The following is an 18,711-nucleotide window of genomic DNA, read 5'->3' as shown; positions in this document are numbered from 1 at the left end:
ATTACGATGTCCATGCATCGAATCGTCCGGTACCGCAGCGGATCGTGCGAGATGGTGGAGATCCCAGTGGTGGAGGAGCTGCCTCTCACGATCTTTGTCAACGGGTGTGAGCTGGCTACGTTGCTGTGCACGCCGGTGAAGCTCGATTGCCTGGTCCTGGGCTTTTTGAGTTTTGAGGGGATCATCCAGGCGCTCGACGAGGTGGGGTCGCTGGAGGTCTTCCACGAGGAGGCGGTGGCGGACGTCAGACTGACCAAGGCATTTACCCCCCCGCGTCGCCGCATCTTGACCTCCGGGTGCACCGGAGGCATCACATTCGGCATGCCGATGGAGGGGTTTAAAGCATTCCCCGAGGAGGCGACCCTGCGCCCGGAGCAACCGTTCGATCTCATGAAACAGTTGTATGCCGAGGCGTATCTCTACCGGGAGTCGCGTGGCATTCACGCCGCCGCCCTGAGCGACGGCAAGAGCCTGCTGCTCGTCGCTGAGGACGTCGGCCGACATAACGCCCTGGATAAAATCCACGGCGAAGCGCTTCTGCGGGGGATGGCAACCGCCGGGAATATTCTCCTTTCTACTGGTCGCATCTCATCCGAGATGCTGCGCAAGGGAGCCCACATGCGGACCCCATTTGTCATCTCTCGAACCTCACCCACCAGTCTCGCCGTCGCCGCGGCCAAGCGCTTCGGCATCACCGTGATCGGCTACTGCCGAGGCGAAGGGTTCAATGTCTATAGCCACCCAGAGCGTCTGCTTTCAGAGCGGGTGGCGATCAGCAGCCTTTCCCACATCCAACAGCTGACAGCTAATAGCTGATCGCTGATAGTTTACGTGATGCGCCTTATTGATCTGCATACCCACACGACTGCTTCCGATGGCGTCCTCTCTCCGCAACAATTAATTCGCTTTGCCAAGACTTGTAATATCTCGGTATTGGCCGTCACCGATCATGACACCCTGGCGGGTGTCCCCGTGGCGATGGCGGAGGCCATACAGGCGGGGCTGCAGGTCGTCGCAGGCGTCGAGATCACCGCGCATGTAGGGGACCTGGAGGTTCATATTCTGGGACATTTCATTGATTCGGACGATAACCGACTTGCCGAATTTCTTGCCTCCTCCCGGAACGACCGGATCGAGAGGGCTCGTCGGATGATCGAGAAGCTCTGGGCGCTTGGTCTCCCGCTGGACGCCGATGAGGTCTTGAGCCTGGCGCGAGGCCCCTCAGTTGGGCGCCCCCATGTGGCACAGGCGATGATCAGGCGCGGATATGTGGCGTCGCTGAAAGAGGCATTTGACCGGTACCTGACTCCCGGCAAGCCAGGCTACGTGGAACGCTCCAGAATTCCTGCGATCGAAGTGATTCATGCCATCAAGGAGGTTGGAGGTGTGCCATCCCTCGCGCACCCAGGGCAGTATGGCCGCGACGAGATCATTCCATCCCTCGTGCAGCAGGGACTTATGGGACTGGAGGTGTATCACCCGGAGCACGATACGGAATCATTATTCCGTTATGAGCGAATGCGCTTGGAATATGGTCTATTGGCCGTCGGCGGCTCTGACTACCACGGCACTGAAGGCCTTCGCTCAATCGGACTTGGGAAGCCGGCCTTGCCGGAGGAGAGGTTTGAACAGTTGGTCGCCACGGCGTCTGTCTTCCGCACTTCTACTGCCGGAGCCCGGACCGAACAGAGCAGCAGATGAAAGAATTCTTCGTCAAGACGGAACGAAAGTGCCAGGTAATTGACATCACGCCGAGAGTCCAGACAATCGTGGCGCAGGACGGATCGACAGACGGACTGTGCTGCGTCTTTGTGCCGCATGCGACCGCGGCTGTCACCATCAACGAGAATGCCGACCCCAATATCGGCGAAGATCTCCAGGATGCACTGACGAAACTGGTCCCTGAGGGGGTCTGGCGCCACGATCGGATCGACGACAACGCAGCGGCCCACATCAAGGCGACCATTATCGGTCCAAGCGAAATGGTACCGGTGAAGGACAGGAGGCTGGTGCTGGGAACCTGGCAGAGTATCATGCTTGTGGAGTTTGACGGTCCGCGTGAGCGGCGGGTGATCGTCCAGATCAGGTGAATGAGTGCGCCCTTGGAGTATTGACAGACAGATTAAGACATGATAAAAAGACATGTAACGTGCCCATATTCCGCCTTCCAGAATAGTAACCTGACCAATCACGTATGCGGACTCAAACGAGGCATTTGTGCTCCAATCGGCTACGGCAACGCCGCTGATTTCGCGTCCCGAGATTTATGGCTCGCCCAAGCCACCCTGGCTGAAGGTTAAGGCGCCAGGCGCACCTAACTACCTTCGTCTGCAACGACTCCTCCGAGAGCGTCAGCTTCAGACCATCTGTGAAGAGGCCCATTGCCCCAACATCGGCGAGTGCTGGGAGGAGCTTACCGCAACCTTTCTCATCCTGGGCGATACCTGTACCCGTCATTGCAGTTTCTGTGCGGTCAAACAGGGTAAGCCGACAGAACTCGATCTGACGGAGCCGGAGCGAGTGGCCGGGGCGATTGGCGCGCTGGGGCTTCACCATGCGGTGGTGACCTCCGCCAATCGCGATGACCTGATCGACGGGGGGGCGAGTATCTTTGCGGCCGTGATTCGTAGAGTGAGGGCGCTTGCTCCAGGCTGTAGCGTTGAGGTCCTGATTCCTGATTTTCGTGGTAGCGAGGCCGCCCTGAGAACGGTGGTTGAGGCCGGACCCGCTATCCTGAATCACAACATAGAAACGATTCCCCGGTTGTACCGGGAGGTCCGCCCTGGATCGCGCTATGAGCGGTCACTCGATCTTCTGGCCATGGCGCGAGGGATGGCTCCCGAATTGGTGACCAAGTCGGGGATCATGGTAGGGTTCGGGGAGGAGTGGCAGGAACTGCTCCAGACAATGGCGGACCTCAGGGCGGTCGATTGCGATATCCTGACACTGGGACAGTACTTGCGACCAAGCCATGCGCACCTGCCGATTATGAAATACTATACCCCGGAGGAGTTTAAGGAGTTGAAGGTGATCGGGGAGGGGATGGGGTTTCAACACGTGGAGTCCGGACCTCTGGTTCGGAGTTCGTACCATGCTCGCGGGCAAGCTGAGGAAGTCAGCCGGAAGCGCGAGGGCGAGAGGACTGAGCTATGCAGAAGCTAGAGCACAAGGAGCTGGTAGATCTGCTCCGGCAGATGCTCCTGATGCGGCGGTTCGAGGAGAAGTGCGCGGAGATGTACGCCTTAGGCAAGATCGGCGGCTTCCTGCACCTGTATATCGGTCAGGAGGCAGTGGCGACAGGCGCCATCTCTGTGTTGCGGCCCGACGACTATGTCATTGCCAGCTACCGGGAACACGGCCACGCGCTGGCCAAGGGTTCCGATCCACGGAAGGTGATGGCGGAGCTGTTCGGTCGGGCGGATGGCCTCTGTAAAGGGAAGGGCGGCTCGATGCACCTGTTCGACAAGACCCATCACTTCCTGGGAGGCCACGCGATCGTGGCGGGGCAAATTCCAATCGGGACCGGGGCCGCCTTCGCGAGCCAGTACGAGGGGAAGGATCAGGTCACGCTCTGCTTCTTTGGGGACGCTGCCGTCAACCAGGGGGTGTTCCACGAGGCGCTCAATCTCGCAGCCCTGTGGCACCTGCCGATCGTCTATATTTGCGAAAACAATCGGTACGGCATGGGGACCGCCGTGGCGCGCGCCACCTCGGTCAAGGATCTGTACCGGAGGGCCGAGGCGTATGGGATGCCCGGCGAGGCGGTAGACGGGATGGACGTCCTGGCCGTTCGAGAGTGTGTCGGATTGGCCGTAGAACGGGCGCGACGAGAGCGCATCCCATCCTTCATCGAGGCCAAGACGTATCGATTCCGGGGGCACTCGATGGCGGATCCGGGGACCTACCGAACGAAAGAGGAGGTCGAACAGGAAAAGCAACGGGACCCCCTTTTGCTGTTCCGGAATCACCTCATGGCGGAGGCGGTAGTCAAGGAGTCAGATTGGAAGGCGTTGGAGAAGGAGGTCCGAGCCACAGTGGAGGAGGCGGTTCGCTACGCCGATGCCTCCCCGGAGCCGCCGGTGGAGTGGCTGCATACCGACGTCTACGTCTCAGAGCGCTGAGGGAGGGAGCGAGAACATGGCGATCATTACCTATCGAGAGGCCCTGAATCAGGCACTCCGCGAAGAGATGCGCCGGGATCCTCGTGTGTTTCTTATGGGGGAGGAGGTAGGCCTCTACCAGGGGGCCTATAAGGTCAGTCAAGGTCTGCTTGAAGAGTTTGGCCCGAAACGGATTATCGATACCCCGATCAGCGAGGCCGGGTTCACCGGCGTCGGCATTGGAGCGGCGATGGTCGGCTTGCGACCGATTGTGGAGATGATGACCTTTAACTTTGCGCTGGTGGCGGTCGATCAGATCGTCAATCAGGCGGCCAAGATCCTATATATGTCCGGCGGCCAGTACAATGTCCCAATGGTCATTCGCGGCCCTGGCGGTCCGGCGCATCAATTGGCGGCTCAGCACTCCCAGAGCATGGAGTCGTACTTCTATCATGTTCCCGGTCTCAAGATCGTGCGTCCAGGGACGCCCAAGGATGCCAAGGGACTCCTCAAAAGCGCGATCCGGGACGATGATCCGGTCATCTTCATCGAGTCGGAGCTGCTGTACGGGACCAAGGGCGAGGTGCCGGATGGTGAGTATACCATCCCACTTGGAGTCGCCGACATTAAACGAGAAGGGCGCGACGTCACCATCGTGGCCTACTCCACGATGCTCTTGCTGGCCTTGCAGGCGGCAGAAGAGTTGGAGAAGGAGGGAATCTTCGCGGAGGTGGTGGATCCACGTACACTCCGCCCGCTGGATACCGAGCTCATCATCGGGTCGATCAAGAAGACCAACCGGGCTGTGGTCATGGAGTCCGGCGCAGGGTTCGGCGGGATTGGGACGGTAATCGGAGAGATCATTTCCGAGCAAGCTTTTGATTATCTCGACGCCCCGGTGGAGCGGGTAACGGGCGCCAACGCCCCGACGCCATATGCGAAGAATCTTGAGCGTGCCAAGGTCCCGAGCAAAGAACGGGTCGTTGCGGCGGTAAAGAAGGTCCTGGCTATTTAGGAAGGGTAGAGAAATAGGGTATAGGGTATAGTCTCAAGAGCCAGAGGTTCTGGTCCGCTCTTTCATTGCTGGCCCCTCCTGAGCTTTTCTTCATACCCTAAACCTTAGACCTTTACCCTACACCCTGTCTTTACGAAAGGACAAGACGATGGCCATTTCTGTGGTCATGCCTCGGTTGAGCGACACCATGGAGGAGGGAAAGATCCTTCGGTGGCTGAAGCAAGAGGGAGATCGGGTAGAGGGGGGCGACATCATTGCCGAGATCCAAACCGATAAGGCTGACATTGAGATGGAAGCCTTTGGATCTGGCACCCTTCGAAAGATTCTCATTGGGGCGGGTGGGTCAGCGCCGGTCGGCCACCTGATCGGGGTGATCGCCGAGGAGGATGAGAATATTTCGGCGTTGCTGCCTCCTGCTATGGGCGTGGCTGCGCAAGCCGCGGCGCCGGCTCGGCCAGACGCTCCTGCGCCGGCCCCTCCAACTCTTCAGGCGGTCGCTCCCGGGCGTGTCAAGGCCTCACCCCTGGCGAAGAAGTTCGCGCGAGCGCAGGGGATCGACCTATCGATGGTAAGAGGGTCAGGTCCTGGCGGAAGGGTTATCCGTCGGGACGTGGTTGCCTTGACACCATCGGCTGCAGCCGTCGATGAGCGTACGCCATCGATCTCGTTGACGCCACCGATTGCAGAGCGAGTCGCCGCGGTTGCCCCACCCATGCCATCGACCGGGTTTGAGGATCGGGAACTTTCCCCGATGCGTAGGGCGATTGCCAAACGCGTAGCGCAGAGCATGGCGACCGTGCCGCACTTCTACCTCACGGTTGAGGTGGCCATGGATAAGGCCACGGAGTTGCGCGAGGCGATGCAGGCCAGGATGCCGGACCTCAAGGTCACCTTTACCGACATCATCATCAGGGCCGTGGCCATTGCGCTTGGGAGGCATCCGGCAGTCAATGCATCATTTACGGGGGAGCGGATTCGCGTCTACTCCCAGGTCAATATCGGCATCGCAGTGGCGCTTGAAGTAGGATTGATGACCCCGGTGTTGCGTGACTGCGGTGGGAAAAGTCTGGCGCAGATTGCGAAGGAGACGAAGAGTCTGATCGAGCGAGCCAGGATCCAGAAGCTGAGGCCTGAAGAGTATTCCGGAGGCACCTTTACCGTTTCGAACTTAGGAATGTATGAGATAGAAGAGTTCACCGCGATCATCAATCCTCCCGAAGCCGCCATCCTGGCAATCGGCTCAATCCAGAGCAAGCCGGTCATCGTGGATGGGAGGGTGCGGGTCGGACAGCGAATGCGGATGACGCTGTCGTGCGATCATCGGGCGGTGGATGGCTTGACCGGGGCGACATTCCTCCAAGAGGTGAAGCGGCTGCTTGAGCATCCACTTGAGCTCGTTCTGTAGCAGAAGAGGCAATGGGATCGGACACTCAACCATTTGATTTGGCAGTGATTGGGGCGGGCCCTGGCGGCTACGTGGCATCGATCCGCGCCGCGCAGCTCGGGATGCGTGTGGCTCTCATCGAGAGAGATCGCTTGGGCGGGATCTGCCTCAACTGGGGCTGTATCCCGACGAAGGCATTACTTCAGAGCGCGCATATTCTTTCTCTTATGCGCCGAGCGGAAGAGTTTGGGATTCACGCGGATAATCTCCGGGCGGACTTCGGCGTTGCCGTCAAGCGGAGTCGCGAAAAAGCGCAGCGATTATCCAAGGGTATTGAGTACCTGATGCGTAAGCATAAAGTCGCTGTCTTCTCGGGGGAGGCCCGCTTCACTTCAGCCAAGGAACTTGAGGTTGGAGGTGCGGACGGAAAGACGAAGGGGTCAATCCGCGCTGAACGCATCCTCTTGGCAACCGGGTCGCGACCCAGGCTGCTGCCGAACCTGACGGTCGATGGTCAGGTCATACTGACCAGCACTGAGGCCATGCTGCTGAACCGGGCTCCCGCCTCCATGATCATCATCGGGGGAGGAGCGATCGGTGTAGAGTTTGCCGACATCTATCAAGCCTATGGAACGGCTGTGACAATCGTTGAGCTGCTGCCGACGATCCTTCCCTATGAGGACGAGGAGATCACGGCGCTCCTCCACCGTTCTTTGACTAAAAAGGGGATCAAGATCCTCACCGGGACAAAGGTTGAGCAGGTGATTGTTGAGGCCGGTAAAGCTAAGGTCAGGGTATCGAACAACGACGGCAACAAGGAGCTGTCTGGCGAAACGGTCTTGGTGGCGGTAGGTAGGGTAGCAAATTCTGAGGTAGGCGGCTTGAAGGAGTTGGGTGTCGCGACAAAGAATGGATATGTCGCGGTCAACGAGTGGATGGAATCCAGTATCGCCGGCATCTATGCCATCGGCGATCTTGTTGGCGCGCCGCTCTTGGCTCACAAGGCTTCGCACGAGGGAATCGTTGCGGTCGAAAAGATGGCCAAACTGGATGATGTGACACCGGTAGATCCCAGACGGATCCCGAGTTGCACCTACTGTCACCCGCAGGTCGCCAGCATCGGTTTGACGGAGGCGAAGGCGAAGGCTGAAGGGTATACGATACGCGTCGGCCGATTCCCGTTCAGTGCGAGCGGGATGGCGATCACCCTCGGCGAGGCCGAGGGGATGGTCAAGGTGATCGCCGATGCGACACATGGAGAGATCCTGGGTGTGCACATCATGGGCGCCCATGCCACCGAACTGATCGCCGAGGCCGGCTTGGCGATCGCATTGGAGGCCACTCCTGAAGAGATTGCCAAGTCGATTCATGCCCATCCAACTATTTCCGAGGCGGTTGCGGAGGCTGCCCTTGCCGCCCTGGGCCGCCCTATTCACGTATGAGAGGGTGTAGGGAAGAGGTAGGTGGATAGACCGAAGGCTGAAGGTTTTTTAGGGATGAATTATGCGTGATCGTATAAAACGCTGCTAAGCTCTTCTGTACTTTGATGCGAGCTTTTCACGATGCTTGACATAATTACTTCAGCCTTCAGTCTTCAGCCTAACCACCTGAGCAGTTATGCCCCTAAACCCCTTCAGTACCGATGCGGACGTGTAGCCTGATCGATCTTGGGCTCACGCCATACGACGAGTCGTTAATACTGCAACGACGGCTGGCGACTCTTCGGGCTGAGGACCGCCTGGAGGACGTCCTGCTCCTTGTCGAGCATCCGCCGGTTATCACCCTCGGGCGAGCAGGGCAGAAGGCTCACCTCCACGTACCGGAATCCTCCCTGACCGCGCTGGGGATCGAGTTTTTCGAAGTAGAGCGCGGTGGCGACATAACCTATCACGGTCCAGGCCAGTTAGTAGGATATCCGATCCTCAATCTGACCGAACATGGTTGTGACCTGCATCGATACCTTCGGCAACTCGAAGAGGTACTGATCGTGACCCTATCGGACTTCGGAATCGCTGCTGGTCGCTCGCTTGGTCGAACGGGCGTGTGGATCGGTGAAAGCAAAATTGCCTCGTTAGGCATTCACGTCAGCCGTTGGATCACTCGTCATGGCTTCGCGCTGAACGTCAATATGGATTTGGCGCCGTTTGAGTTGATCGTTCCTTGCGGGATCCAGGGCGCCAAGGCGACAAGCGTGGCGCAGGAGTTGTCTCGCCTAATCTCAGTTCGTGAGGTGATGGCGGCTCTTATCGAACGTTTCGAGGTTGAGTTCGGGGTATCTCTTCTGCCTACATCGCTGTCCGAGCTTTTCAGTTCGAGAAGCAGGGCGAGCATAATCAATAGGGATAGACCGGCTATCGTTCGAGGCATGAGTTAATGGACTCAGAGCGCCCACCTCGCCCGGCGATTTTGGTCGTCGATGACCAGGAAGTCAATACATTATTGGTCGAGACGATCCTGGCCCCACAGGGTTATGAAATTCTCTCGGCATCAAATGGGGAACAGGCCCTCGAACTTGTAGCAGCCCAGCCGCCGGATCTTATCCTGCTTGATATCATTATGCCAGGTCTGGATGGGTTCGATGTCTGTGCTCGGCTTAAGGGGGACGAGCGCACCCGACTGATTCCCATCGTGATGGTGACCTCTCTCAGCGATCTGCAAGACAGAATCCGCGGGATCGAGGTCGGGGCAGACGACTTTTTGACTAAACCCTTCCACCCGGCGGAGTTGAGCGCGCGAGTCCGGTCTCTTCTGAAGCTCAAGCAGTTTACCGATGAGTTAGAAGATGCGGAGGACGTGGTGTGTACGTTGGCCCTGAGCGTTGAGGCCAAGGATGCGTACACCGACGGGCATTGCGAGCGTTTGGCCCTGTACTCGGTCGCCCTTGGCCGAAGCATGGGTCTTCCCCAAGAGCAGTTGAAGGCGTTACACCGTGGAGGCTACCTGCACGACGTCGGCAAGATTGCTGTATCGGAATCGATCCTGAATAAAAAGACGGGATTGACCGATGAAGAATGGCGCATCGTGCGAGAACACCCGATTATCGGGGAGCGGATATGCAAGCCGCTTAAGTCGCTGAAATTGGTCCTTCCCATCATTCGCCATCACCATGAACGATGGGACGGCAGTGGATACCCCGATGGCTTGAAGGGACAGAAGATTCCCCTTGCGGCCAGAATCATTCGCGTTGTTGATATCTACGACGCACTGATGACGGCCCGACCCTATAAGCCCTCACTCGACACCCACCAAGCCTTTTCGATTATGCAGTTGGCATCGGAGAAAGGCTCATGCGACCCCAGGTTGGTGGAGCAGTTTATCAGCCTGTTGCAGTCTGGTAAGACCCTCGTAGGTCTGGAGAGGATGAGGCCAAGGCGACTATAGGCGGCCCCCTGCTCGTCCCCTTTTGGGTTGTTCCTCTATGCAATCTCTGCTAGACTAAATGCGTTTTGAGAACAGGGTGCGCACGTCTATTCGACTGTATACTCGCCATCTGCGCGAATCCGTGGTTGGGATGTGGCGTCTTGGGTAGCGGAGCTCGCGATGGCGCTTGGCCTCCCATTCTCAGGGTCTCGAATGGCGAGAACTGACGGAGTAGGGGGGCTCCCTGAGGTGACGGCTGCCGTCGAGACCAGGGGTTTGGTCAAGTGGTTTGGCGCGTATCCGGCCCTGCGTGGCATTGATCTTCGCGTTGCCAGAGGGGAGATCCTGGCTCTGTTTGGCCCGAACGGAGCGGGGAAGAGCACCCTGCTGAGAATCCTGGCCGGGCTGGTGCGGCCTACTGCCGGATCAGCGCAGGTCGCTGGGTTCGATGTAAATAGGAATGGCGACGGCGTAAGGCGGGTTGTCGGTGTTCTTGCTCACGGTCACCAACTGTATGAGGCTCTCACCGGGCGTGAAAACCTCCTGTTTGCGGCGACCATGCTGGGACTGGATCGTCCCGCCGAACGCATATCGGAGGTTCTGACGAAGGTTGGACTGGAGGGAGCGGCGGCAACTCGGGTCAGGACTTTCTCCAGCGGGATGAAGCGGCGTCTTGCGCTCGCAAAACTGATGCTGCGTGAGCCGAAGATCCTGCTGCTTGACGAGCCCTTCACAAACCTTGACCTCCAGGCGTCGAAGCTGCTGGAGGAATTCCTCATGGCCTCAAAAATAGCGGGTACCACGACATTACTGGCTACTCATAACCTGTCGATCGGGTTTGCCCTGGCAGACCGGATGGCCATCTTGCAACAGGGGCGGCTGGTCTTTGACGCCGGACGGGACGAGGTGAGCCTGGAATCGTTACGCTCCTTTTTTGCGCTCCATGGGGAGTTGTGGGGGGGTGAATGATCTTTACCCGAAGGGTCCTGGCGATCGCGTGGAAGGATCTCATAGCGGAGTGGCGTGATCGGGAAAGCCTCACCGCTATGTGTTTTTTCGCGTTTCTGGTCTTGTTCCTCTTCAACTTCGCCCTCGGCGGGGATCAGGCGCTTATCCGGCAAGCCTCATCCGGCCTGTTGTGGTTGGCCTTTGCATTTACCGGTGTGCTTGGCCTGGCTCGATCGGTTCAGAGCGAACTGGTGAATGACTGTTTAGACGGCCTGCTTCTGTATCCTGCCGAGCGGGAAGCGATTTATCTGGGGAAACTGTTAGGCAGCTTCAGCGTGATCCTCCTTGTGGAGCTGATAAGCTTTCCCCTCTTTGCAGTCCTGTACAACATGGACATCTGGTCGCAACTCCCTAAGCTCTTGTTGATCACGGTGCCTGCAACGCTCGGATTCGCCGCAGCGGGAACGCTGATGTCCACCATGACGGCGGGCCTGAGGGCGCGGGAGGCCATGCTGCCGTTCCTCCTGTTCCCCATGACGATTCCCTTGATTTTATCTGCTGTACGAGGAACGGAGGTCGTGCTGCGACGTGAGGCATTCGAACTCGCCATGCCCTGGCTCAAGCTGATGGCGGCGTTTGATGTGCTGTTTCTTGTGGGGTCGTTGTTGACATTCGAATTGCTGGTTGAGGAATAATGGTTCATACCCTAAACCCTAGACCCTATACCCTGTTTTTAAGGTGCAAGGTGCGATGATCGGACGGAGTTGTGAGCGGGCATTGGGCATCGTGACGGTCATTGGCCTCGTGATCGGGCTCTACATTGCGTTCGTCTATGCACCGGCTGATGCGGTGCAGGGAGACGTGCAACGGCTGATGTACCTGCATGTCCCCCTGATCCTTGTCAGCTACCTGGCCTTCTTTGTCGTGTTCATTGCGAGTATCCTGTATCTGTGGCGACGTCGCCTGCAGCATGATGCCATCGCGCATTCGTCCGCCGAGATCGGAGTGCTCTTCACTGCGCTGACAATCGCGGTCGGCTCAATATGGGGACGACCAACCTGGGGGGCCTGGTGGACGTGGGACGCACGGCTGACCACGACCGCCATCCTGCTCTTGATGTTCCTGGGCTATCTGATGCTTCGCGCGCTGGTCGATGATCCGTCACGAGGGGCCACCTTCTGCGCAGTCCTTGGGATTATCGGCTTTCTCGATGTTCCGATCATCCACATGTCGGTCGTGTGGTGGCGCACCTTACACCAGCCCGCGTCGATCCTCAGGCCCGGCCCCTCAACGGTGGCCCCGGACATGCAGGTGGCGCTCTATACAAACCTGGCCGCCTTCGTGCTGTTGTATGGCTATCTGCTGGTCAAGCGACTTCAGGTCGAGGGGGCGAGGCGGGAACTGTTCAGGCTGCAGATGGAATTACTCGGGTGAATCCATGGTCTTATATTCTGGCCGGGTATCTGCTCACCGCTGTCAGTGTACTCGTCTATCTCGTATCGCTGCACTGGCGCAAGAAGGCGGTGAGCGCTCAGAGTGATGCCCTCAGACGGCAGCGGAAGGATACGACACGATGACGAAGAAGACCAAACTGCTGTTGGGCGGAGGTATCGTGGTGGCAGCCCTCGCATACTTAATCAACAGCGGGATTCAGGAGGCCACCGTCTATTACATCACGCCGTCGGAGCTCAAGGCGAAAGGCGGGGCGGTCTCTGATCGATCGTTCCGCCTCGGCGGGATGGTGGTGCCCGGCTCGCTCCACTGGGAGCCGCAGACACTGAAGCTCACGTTTCGTCTGACCGACGGGAAGGAAGAGGTGCCGGTCGAGCACACGGGCTCCCCACCCGACCTCTTTAAAGAGGGCGCGGGCGCGGTTGTCGAGGGGAAGTGCGTGAAGGGTGGTCCGTTTCAGTCAAGCATGATTATGGCGAAGCATTCCGAGGAGTACAAGCCCCCGGAGAAGGGGCAGACTCCGACCGAGCATATCCACCGAACATTAGTGCAACCACAGGGCACACAACCATGATTTCTACGCTTGGCCGGTTTAGTATTTGGTTGGCCCTCGCCATCACGGTCTACGGCGTGTTCGTGTCCGTCCTGGGAGCGCGGCGACGTCGGCCGGCCCTGATCGAGAGCGGACAAGGGGCGGTTGTCTCGGTATTTGGCCTCTGCACCTTCGCCGTCCTGCTGATGGAGGCTGGGCTGGTCGGCCACGATTTCAGCCTTCAATACGTTGCCAGGAATGCCAGCCTCGATACACCGCTGTTCTACACGATCATTGCGCTGTGGGGAGCGCTCGAGGGCTCAATTTTACTCTGGGTCTGGCTGTTGGCCCTGATGAGCCTGCTCACGGTGATCATCGAGAGAAAGCGGCAGGGTGAATTGACCCCGTACGTGACGGCTATCCTGCTGTGCATCTCGGCGTTTTTCCTCCTGCTGGTAGCCTTTCCGGCCGATCCCTTTACTACGGTGCTGCCGGCGCCGGCTGACGGGCGCGGACCGAATCCGCTCCTGCAAAACCATCCCTTGATGGCGGTGCACCCGCCCGGCCTGTACGCCGGCTATGTTGGCTGGTCCATTCCGTATGCCTTCGGTATGGCCGCCCTGATCACCGGTCGGCTCGGTGAGGCATGGATCAGAACCGTGCGCCGCTGGTCGATCGTGGCCTGGGCCTTCCTGACGGTCGGCATCATCGTCGGGGGACGGTGGTCCTATGAGGTGTTGGGATGGGGCGGCTACTGGGCCTGGGATCCGGTAGAGAACGCCTCACTGCTGCCCTGGCTTACCGGCACGGCATTTCTCCATTCGATCATGGTCCAGGAGCGACGAAAGATGCTGAAGTTCTGGAACGTGGCGCTGATCATCATCACCTTTGCGCTGACCATCTTCGGCACCTTTCTCACGCGAAGCGGCATCCTCTCGTCTGTTCATGCCTTCTCTGACTCGGCCGTCGGGCCGTTGTTCCTGGCCTTCATTGGTCTGATCCTATTGACCTCCTTCAGTCTCCTGGTGTATCGAAGCGATAAGTTACAGGCAGAGGGTGATCTCGACTCGTTGGTGTCGCGTGAGAGCACCTTCCTGGTGAACAATCTGTTGCTCCTGGGGTTTGCGTTTGCGGTCCTGCTTGGCACCCTGTTTCCCCTCCTGTCCGAGGCGGTTCGCGGGGTCAAGGTCAGCGTGGGCGAGCCGTTCTTCAACACGGTGAACGTCCCCATCGGCTTGGGCCTGATCTTCCTGATGGCCGTCGGGCCGCTGATCGCCTGGCGACACGCCTCGCTCGAAAGCCTGCGCCGGACCTTTGCCGGTCCCTTGTGTCTCGCCATCCTGGGCGCGGGCATCTGCTGGTTGCTTGGAGTACGGGGGCTGTATCCACTTCTGGCCTTTGGTCTCAGTCTGTTTGCCGCCATCACCGTGATGCAGGAGTTTGTCCGTGGCGCCAGGACACGGCGCCGAAACACAGGAGAGGGGTATCTGACCGCGCTCTCGAAACTCACCAGCCGGAACCGACGGCGCTATGGCGGCTTCATCGTCCATCTGGGAGTCACCTTCGTCGTGATCGGTATTACCGCCTCGTCGGTCTTCAAGCTGGAGCAGGAGGTCACCCTGAGGCAAGGCGAATCGCTCCAGCTTGGTCGGTACCAGGTCCGATTCGACGACCTCAGCGCCTGGCAAGAACCGCAACGCTTTGTGGTGCAGGGGAACTTTACGATCTTCAACTCGAACCACAAGGTGGCCGAGATGCGGCCTGCCAAGCGGTTCTATCCGGCTGAGCAGCAGCCGATCGGCACGGTCGATGTTCGCTCGACGCTACGAGAGGATCTCTATCTGGTTCTCTCGTCGTTTGCGCAGGATGGAACCACTGCCACCGTGAAGGCGTTGGTTCGCCCGCTGGTGATGTGGATCTGGTTTGGCGGCTGGGTGATGGTCCTGGGTTCGCTGATCGCGATCTGGCCCGACCGACGACGGGCTGTTGCGACAGATCAGGCGAGGGAGCATATGGCATGGCAACCTGGAAGAAGCTAAGCCTGCTGCTCAGTATTATCCCGCTCCTCCTGCTCCTGGCTTACGGCTTCAAGACCAACCCGAGGGAGGTGCCATCGCCGCTGGTGGGGCGCCAAGCTCCCCCATTCGCCCTGTCCATGTTTGATGGGAGCAGTAAAAGCCTGGAGGCGCTCCGTGGGAAACCTGTAGTCCTGAACTTTTGGGCCTCCTGGTGCTTCCCAGCGTGCTACGAAGAAGCGCCACACCTGGAGGCCGCCTGGCAAATCTACCGGGATCAAGGGGTAACGGTCATCGGGGTGGATATCCAGGACCGGGATACCGATGCGAAGGCGTTCATCGAGCGGCACAAACTCAGCTTTCCAAACGGTCCTGATCTGCAGGGAAAGATCACCATTGACTATGGCGTCTATGGCGTGCCGGAAACCTTCTTCATCAGGAAGGACGGCACGATTCATTACAAGCACGTCGGAGCTCTCGACGCGAAGTTACTGAAGGCGAAGATCGAGGAGATGCTCTGAAAGCACAGGGTGTAGGGTTGCACATGCAGAATATGAGTAGTGGAAAGCGGCCCCTGGTAGTGTGCCTACTGTTACTGATGGTCCTGCCGGGGACGTGGCCATCCGCCATACTCGCCGGCAGTCTCGAAAAGCAAACCCACGAGTTAGCCGCAGAGCTGCGCTGCCCGGTGTGCCAGAATCTCTCGGTAGCCGACTCGCCCTCAGAGATGGCGATCCAGATGCGCGAGATAATCATCGAGAAACTCAAGAACGGTGAGAGCCCGGAGCAGGTCCGAGGCTACTTCGTCAGTCGCTATGGCGAGTGGATTTTGCTCGCGCCCACGCGCCGGGGGTTCAACTGGCTGGCGTGGCTGCTGCCATTCGTCGCCATCCTGGGCGGAGCTGGCATCATCGTTCTCACGATTCGTCGCGCGATTAAGAGGGGTCACGGGCCAAATGCGGATGCCTCGCGCCCCCTTGATCCCCGCTACGCCAGTCGGCTCGAAGCGGAACTTAAGGAATCGGAACGCTGACGACGTGGAAATTCTGATTGCCATCCTGCTTGTTTTTCTCGCCCTCTTGCCGGTGCTCATTCCATTCTTCAGATCATCTGAAGGATCTCCATCGAGGTCAGAACAGACCGAGTTGCAGGAACTCCTGGCCGAGAAGGAGATGGTATATGCCGCAATCAAGGAACTCGAATTCGATCACCAGGCCGGTAATCTGGCTCTAGACGATTATCAGCAAGCCCGCCATAGTTATGAACTGAGAGCTATTGCCATCCTCAAACAGATCGACGCCCTGGATGCGCAGCAGGCAAGTGGGGGCGTAGGGTCCAGAGAGAAACCGAGCCGATGAGCCGCCTGATGGAGTCCAGGTTGGCAGTTTCGGGCTTGGACAAGGTGTATCAAAAGATACTGCACGGCATCCGCTTGGACTTCTGTGACGGGCTAGCGCTCTATCAGACGCGCGACCTGACCTCGGTAGCGTTCCTCGCCAACCTGGTCCGGGAGCGCATGAACGGGAACCTGACCTATTTCGTTCGCAACCTGCACATTAACTACACAAACATCTGCAACAAGGGCTGCAAGTTTTGCTCGTTTTATGCCCCGCCCAGCGACCCACGAGGATATGTGCTGAGCATCCAGGATATCCAGGATCGGGCCCGCATGCATGACGAGGTTCCCATCCGTGAGATCCACATTGTCGCCGGGATCAATCCGAAGCTGCCATACCAGTACTATCTGGACGTCGTTAGGGCAGTGAAGGATGCCAGACCCGGCGTCCAGGTCAAGGCGTTCACCATGATCGAGCTGGCACAGATCCAGCGGGTAGCCGATAAGCCGTTGGAGGAGGTGCTGGCTGACCTGAGGGCGGCAGGGCTGGATTGTTGTCCTGGCGGTGGAGCAGAGGTGTTCAGCGACCGCGTCCACGAGGAGCTGTTCAGGGCCAAACTGGACAATGAAGGTTGGTTCGACGTGACCAGGGCCGTGCATCGGGCTGGCATCCGCTCAAACGTCACGATGCTCTACGGTCACATTGAGACAGTAGAGGAAAAGGTCACGCACCTACTTCATATTCGCGAGTTGCAGGACGAAACGGGCGGCTTCATGTGCTTTGTCCCGCTGGCATTCGATCCGGCCGGCACCGATCTCAGTCACCTGCCGATCACGACCGGGTATGCCGATCTGCGCGAGATCGCCATCGCCCGTCTGCTCCTCGATAATATGCCTCACATCAAGGCGTTCTGGATCATGACCACGCCGGCGGTGGCGCAGTTGGCGCTCTGGTACGGGGCCGACGACCTCGACGGGACAGTCACGCATTATGAAATTACGCACGCCCTGGGCGATAACTCCCATCATCAGGAACTCCGTCATGACCAGCTTCTCGCCATGATCCGCGAGACCGGCCGCCAGCCCATCGAACGCGACGCGCTCTACAACCCCGTTACTCATATTCCTCTCGCCACTTCGGAAATTGAAACAAGGTGAGGGGGTAGTCGAGTAGGTCGGGTTAGCGTAGCGTAACCCGACGAAGCATTGCGATACCGGCGAGCATTCATTTCAACCCGGTCAAACACGGGCTGGCGTCATCGGCGATAGAGTGGCCGTATTCCAGCCTTCGTCGGTATGTTACGGCTGGGATGTATCCCTCAGAGTGGGGACAGGGTGCGGTTGATTTCGAGGAAGTGGGGCATGAGTGATGAATCGGATTGTCGGGTTACGCTGCGCTAACCCGACCTACGATACTGAAGTGAAGTCTTTTTCACAGGCGTCTTATACGGCACTTGAAAGATGTTGAGGGTGTTACGCGGATCCATATAACCACTGTTAGGTGCCTGAGCGAGTCAATGGCGTTCGCAATACTCAAACTCTCGTACAACGCGCCGGGCGACTCCTCGCTCATCGGCGGAATCTGTGGCACAGGATTCTTCGTCAACGGCCAGACGGCCGTCACCGCGTATCATGTTCTGAATAATGAAACGTTCAGACCGAATGGCGGCTTTCGGTATGCGTCAGTGTGGCTTCTCTGCAGGAGTGGATCAATCCTGAAGATTCGAGAAGATTCTGCCTCACTACATCCAGAGATTGATTCCACCATAATCAGGTTTCGAGATCGAGTGCCACAAGCTCAAACGTACGAGCCGCTACTGGGAGCCGTTGTTAACGGAATGGAGGTCTTAGGGGTCGGTCACGTTGGTAACTCTATGCCTTCCGTTCAGGCGGACTGGCAGGGATCTGAACTGGTAATTCGATCCGCGAATCTGACGGGGGCGATGACGGACGTAAAGGGCCTCGTGAAGCGATCAGTCACTTTTAACGTGAACGCGAACGATATCAAGTTGCGCGGAGTCCGAGGGTTTGAATTGGGCTTCGGAAGCCGGGTCGGAATGTCTGGTGGTCCCGTCGTCGACAACCGGACTGGTCAGGTGCTTGGAATGTTATCGATTGGACTGCCGCAAGACTCCGAGGTCAAGACCGAGACATTTGTGGTGTCGATCGACGAGATTTGGAAACATTTAGCTCAACACGGCACCTAACACGCGATGGAGCCGTCGGTGCCTATCGCCGTGAAGCGCCGCGGCTCATCGCTCACGTTCGACTCTAAGAGGGAGGAAAGGAAATCATCAAAGATGCCGGAGATTTCGCGATTCTTCGGAATAATCATCGCAAGCTTCTTCGACGAGCGTAACCCACCTCAGAAGATTGAACCACTTCGACAGGAGGCGCGCCATGACTCTATACCTGTTCATGACGTTACTGTAAAGATACAAGGGTCAGACTGGATTCCGTGTCAAGCACGGAATGACGGGTCGGAATAGAAGACGATACCCCGCAGCTTGCTGCAAGGTTGTTCATTCCCAATAGAGTTCCTTCCCCACGGCTTGCCGACTTGACGATT

At 58.3% G+C, this 18,711-nt stretch carries 22 protein-coding genes; 21 read left to right on the top strand and 1 reads right to left on the bottom strand.

Annotated elements, in window-relative coordinates:
* Window positions 1-6 precede the first annotated feature (6 nt).
* The 21 genes from fdhD (at window position 7) to PHV01_RS03520 (ending at window position 18,349) form a co-directional block, all read left to right on the top strand.
* Window positions 7-816 (top strand): formate dehydrogenase accessory sulfurtransferase FdhD, encoded by an 810-nt coding sequence (gene fdhD / locus PHV01_RS03620; RefSeq protein WP_337289787.1) that lies wholly within the window; start codon window positions 7-9, stop codon window positions 814-816.
* An 18-nt stretch (window positions 817-834) separates the two neighbouring features.
* A complete protein-coding gene (locus PHV01_RS03615; protein ID WP_337289831.1) occupies window positions 835-1,701 on the top strand; it encodes a PHP domain-containing protein in 867 nt (288 codons plus the stop codon).
* Complete coding sequence (locus tag PHV01_RS03610; protein ID WP_337289786.1) at window positions 1,698-2,090, top strand: secondary thiamine-phosphate synthase enzyme YjbQ; 393 nt, start codon at window positions 1,698-1,700, stop codon at window positions 2,088-2,090. The genes PHV01_RS03615 and PHV01_RS03610 overlap by 4 nt, the downstream gene beginning before the upstream one ends.
* A gap of 127 nt (window positions 2,091-2,217) precedes the next feature.
* The gene (lipA, locus tag PHV01_RS03605) at window positions 2,218-3,162 is read left to right on the top strand and encodes a lipoyl synthase (RefSeq protein WP_337289785.1); all 945 of its coding nucleotides are present in this window, start codon (window positions 2,218-2,220) and stop codon (window positions 3,160-3,162) included.
* Entirely contained in the window at window positions 3,150-4,121 is a 972-nt protein-coding gene (gene pdhA, locus PHV01_RS03600) for a pyruvate dehydrogenase (acetyl-transferring) E1 component subunit alpha (protein ID WP_337289784.1), read from the top strand. Before lipA ends, pdhA begins: the two co-directional genes overlap by 13 nt.
* 16 nt (window positions 4,122-4,137) lie before the next feature.
* Window positions 4,138-5,115, top strand: a complete 978-nt coding sequence (locus tag PHV01_RS03595; RefSeq protein ID WP_337289783.1) for a pyruvate dehydrogenase complex E1 component subunit beta — start codon at window positions 4,138-4,140, stop codon at window positions 5,113-5,115.
* A gap of 148 nt (window positions 5,116-5,263) precedes the next feature.
* Window positions 5,264-6,520 carry a dihydrolipoamide acetyltransferase family protein gene (locus tag PHV01_RS03590; RefSeq protein ID WP_337289782.1) on the top strand — a complete coding sequence of 419 codons (1,257 nt, stop codon included), beginning with the start codon at window positions 5,264-5,266 and terminating at the stop codon, window positions 6,518-6,520.
* Between the two features lie 11 nt (window positions 6,521-6,531).
* Window positions 6,532-7,941, top strand: coding sequence for a dihydrolipoyl dehydrogenase (gene lpdA / locus PHV01_RS03585; RefSeq protein WP_337289781.1), 1,410 nt, complete (start codon window positions 6,532-6,534; stop codon window positions 7,939-7,941).
* 200 nt (window positions 7,942-8,141) lie between these two features.
* Window positions 8,142-8,873 carry a lipoyl(octanoyl) transferase LipB gene (gene lipB / locus PHV01_RS03580; protein WP_337289780.1) on the top strand — a complete coding sequence of 244 codons (732 nt, stop codon included), beginning with the start codon at window positions 8,142-8,144 and terminating at the stop codon, window positions 8,871-8,873.
* Window positions 8,873-9,880 (top strand): HD domain-containing phosphohydrolase, encoded by a 1,008-nt coding sequence (locus tag PHV01_RS03575; protein WP_337289779.1) that lies wholly within the window; start codon window positions 8,873-8,875, stop codon window positions 9,878-9,880. The genes lipB and PHV01_RS03575 overlap by 1 nt, the downstream gene beginning before the upstream one ends.
* Before the next feature lie 159 nt (window positions 9,881-10,039).
* Window positions 10,040-10,828, top strand: a complete 789-nt coding sequence (gene ccmA, locus PHV01_RS03570; RefSeq protein ID WP_337289778.1) for a heme ABC exporter ATP-binding protein CcmA — start codon at window positions 10,040-10,042, stop codon at window positions 10,826-10,828.
* Window positions 10,825-11,502 (top strand): heme exporter protein CcmB, encoded by a 678-nt coding sequence (locus PHV01_RS03565; protein WP_337289777.1) that lies wholly within the window; start codon window positions 10,825-10,827, stop codon window positions 11,500-11,502. The genes ccmA and PHV01_RS03565 overlap by 4 nt, the downstream gene beginning before the upstream one ends.
* 55 nt (window positions 11,503-11,557) lie before the next feature.
* Window positions 11,558-12,241 carry a cytochrome c biogenesis protein CcsA gene (ccsA, locus tag PHV01_RS03560; protein WP_337289776.1) on the top strand — a complete coding sequence of 228 codons (684 nt, stop codon included), beginning with the start codon at window positions 11,558-11,560 and terminating at the stop codon, window positions 12,239-12,241.
* Window positions 12,238-12,384, top strand: a complete 147-nt coding sequence (locus PHV01_RS03555; protein WP_337289775.1) for a hypothetical protein — start codon at window positions 12,238-12,240, stop codon at window positions 12,382-12,384. Before ccsA ends, PHV01_RS03555 begins: the two co-directional genes overlap by 4 nt.
* On the top strand, window positions 12,381-12,833 hold the full coding sequence (locus PHV01_RS03550) for a cytochrome c maturation protein CcmE (RefSeq protein ID WP_337289774.1): 453 nt from the start codon (window positions 12,381-12,383) through the stop codon (window positions 12,831-12,833). Before PHV01_RS03555 ends, PHV01_RS03550 begins: the two co-directional genes overlap by 4 nt.
* Window positions 12,830-14,830 carry a heme lyase CcmF/NrfE family subunit gene (locus PHV01_RS03545; protein ID WP_337289773.1) on the top strand — a complete coding sequence of 667 codons (2,001 nt, stop codon included), beginning with the start codon at window positions 12,830-12,832 and terminating at the stop codon, window positions 14,828-14,830. The genes PHV01_RS03550 and PHV01_RS03545 overlap by 4 nt, the downstream gene beginning before the upstream one ends.
* Window positions 14,809-15,327, top strand: a complete 519-nt coding sequence (locus PHV01_RS03540; protein WP_337289772.1) for a TlpA disulfide reductase family protein — start codon at window positions 14,809-14,811, stop codon at window positions 15,325-15,327. The genes PHV01_RS03545 and PHV01_RS03540 overlap by 22 nt, the downstream gene beginning before the upstream one ends.
* 32 nt (window positions 15,328-15,359) lie before the next feature.
* Window positions 15,360-15,839: a cytochrome c-type biogenesis protein gene (locus tag PHV01_RS03535; RefSeq protein WP_337289771.1), complete on the top strand. Its 480-nt coding sequence runs from the start codon at window positions 15,360-15,362 to the stop codon at window positions 15,837-15,839.
* Between the two features lie 4 nt (window positions 15,840-15,843).
* Window positions 15,844-16,164: a hypothetical protein gene (locus PHV01_RS03530; protein ID WP_337289770.1), complete on the top strand. Its 321-nt coding sequence runs from the start codon at window positions 15,844-15,846 to the stop codon at window positions 16,162-16,164.
* Window positions 16,165-16,184: 20 nt separating this feature from the next.
* On the top strand, window positions 16,185-17,300 hold the full coding sequence (gene mqnE, locus PHV01_RS03525; RefSeq protein ID WP_337289769.1) for an aminofutalosine synthase MqnE: 1,116 nt from the start codon (window positions 16,185-16,187) through the stop codon (window positions 17,298-17,300).
* A 359-nt stretch (window positions 17,301-17,659) separates the two neighbouring features.
* Window positions 17,660-18,349 (top strand): trypsin-like peptidase domain-containing protein, encoded by a 690-nt coding sequence (locus PHV01_RS03520; protein WP_337289768.1) that lies wholly within the window; start codon window positions 17,660-17,662, stop codon window positions 18,347-18,349.
* Here PHV01_RS03520 and PHV01_RS03515 read toward each other — a convergent pair.
* A complete protein-coding gene (locus PHV01_RS03515) occupies window positions 18,346-18,477 on the bottom strand; it encodes a hypothetical protein (RefSeq protein ID WP_337289767.1) in 132 nt (43 codons plus the stop codon). The genes PHV01_RS03520 and PHV01_RS03515 overlap by 4 nt on opposite strands.
* Between the last annotated feature and the right edge of the window lie 234 nt (window positions 18,478-18,711).

The sequence above is a fragment of the Candidatus Methylomirabilis sp. genome (genome assembly GCF_028716865.1).
In the GTDB taxonomy this organism is placed as follows: domain Bacteria; phylum Methylomirabilota; class Methylomirabilia; order Methylomirabilales; family Methylomirabilaceae; genus Methylomirabilis.
The sequence above is the reverse complement of the archived record's forward strand: the minus strand, read 5'-3'. Positions and strand labels throughout refer to the sequence as shown.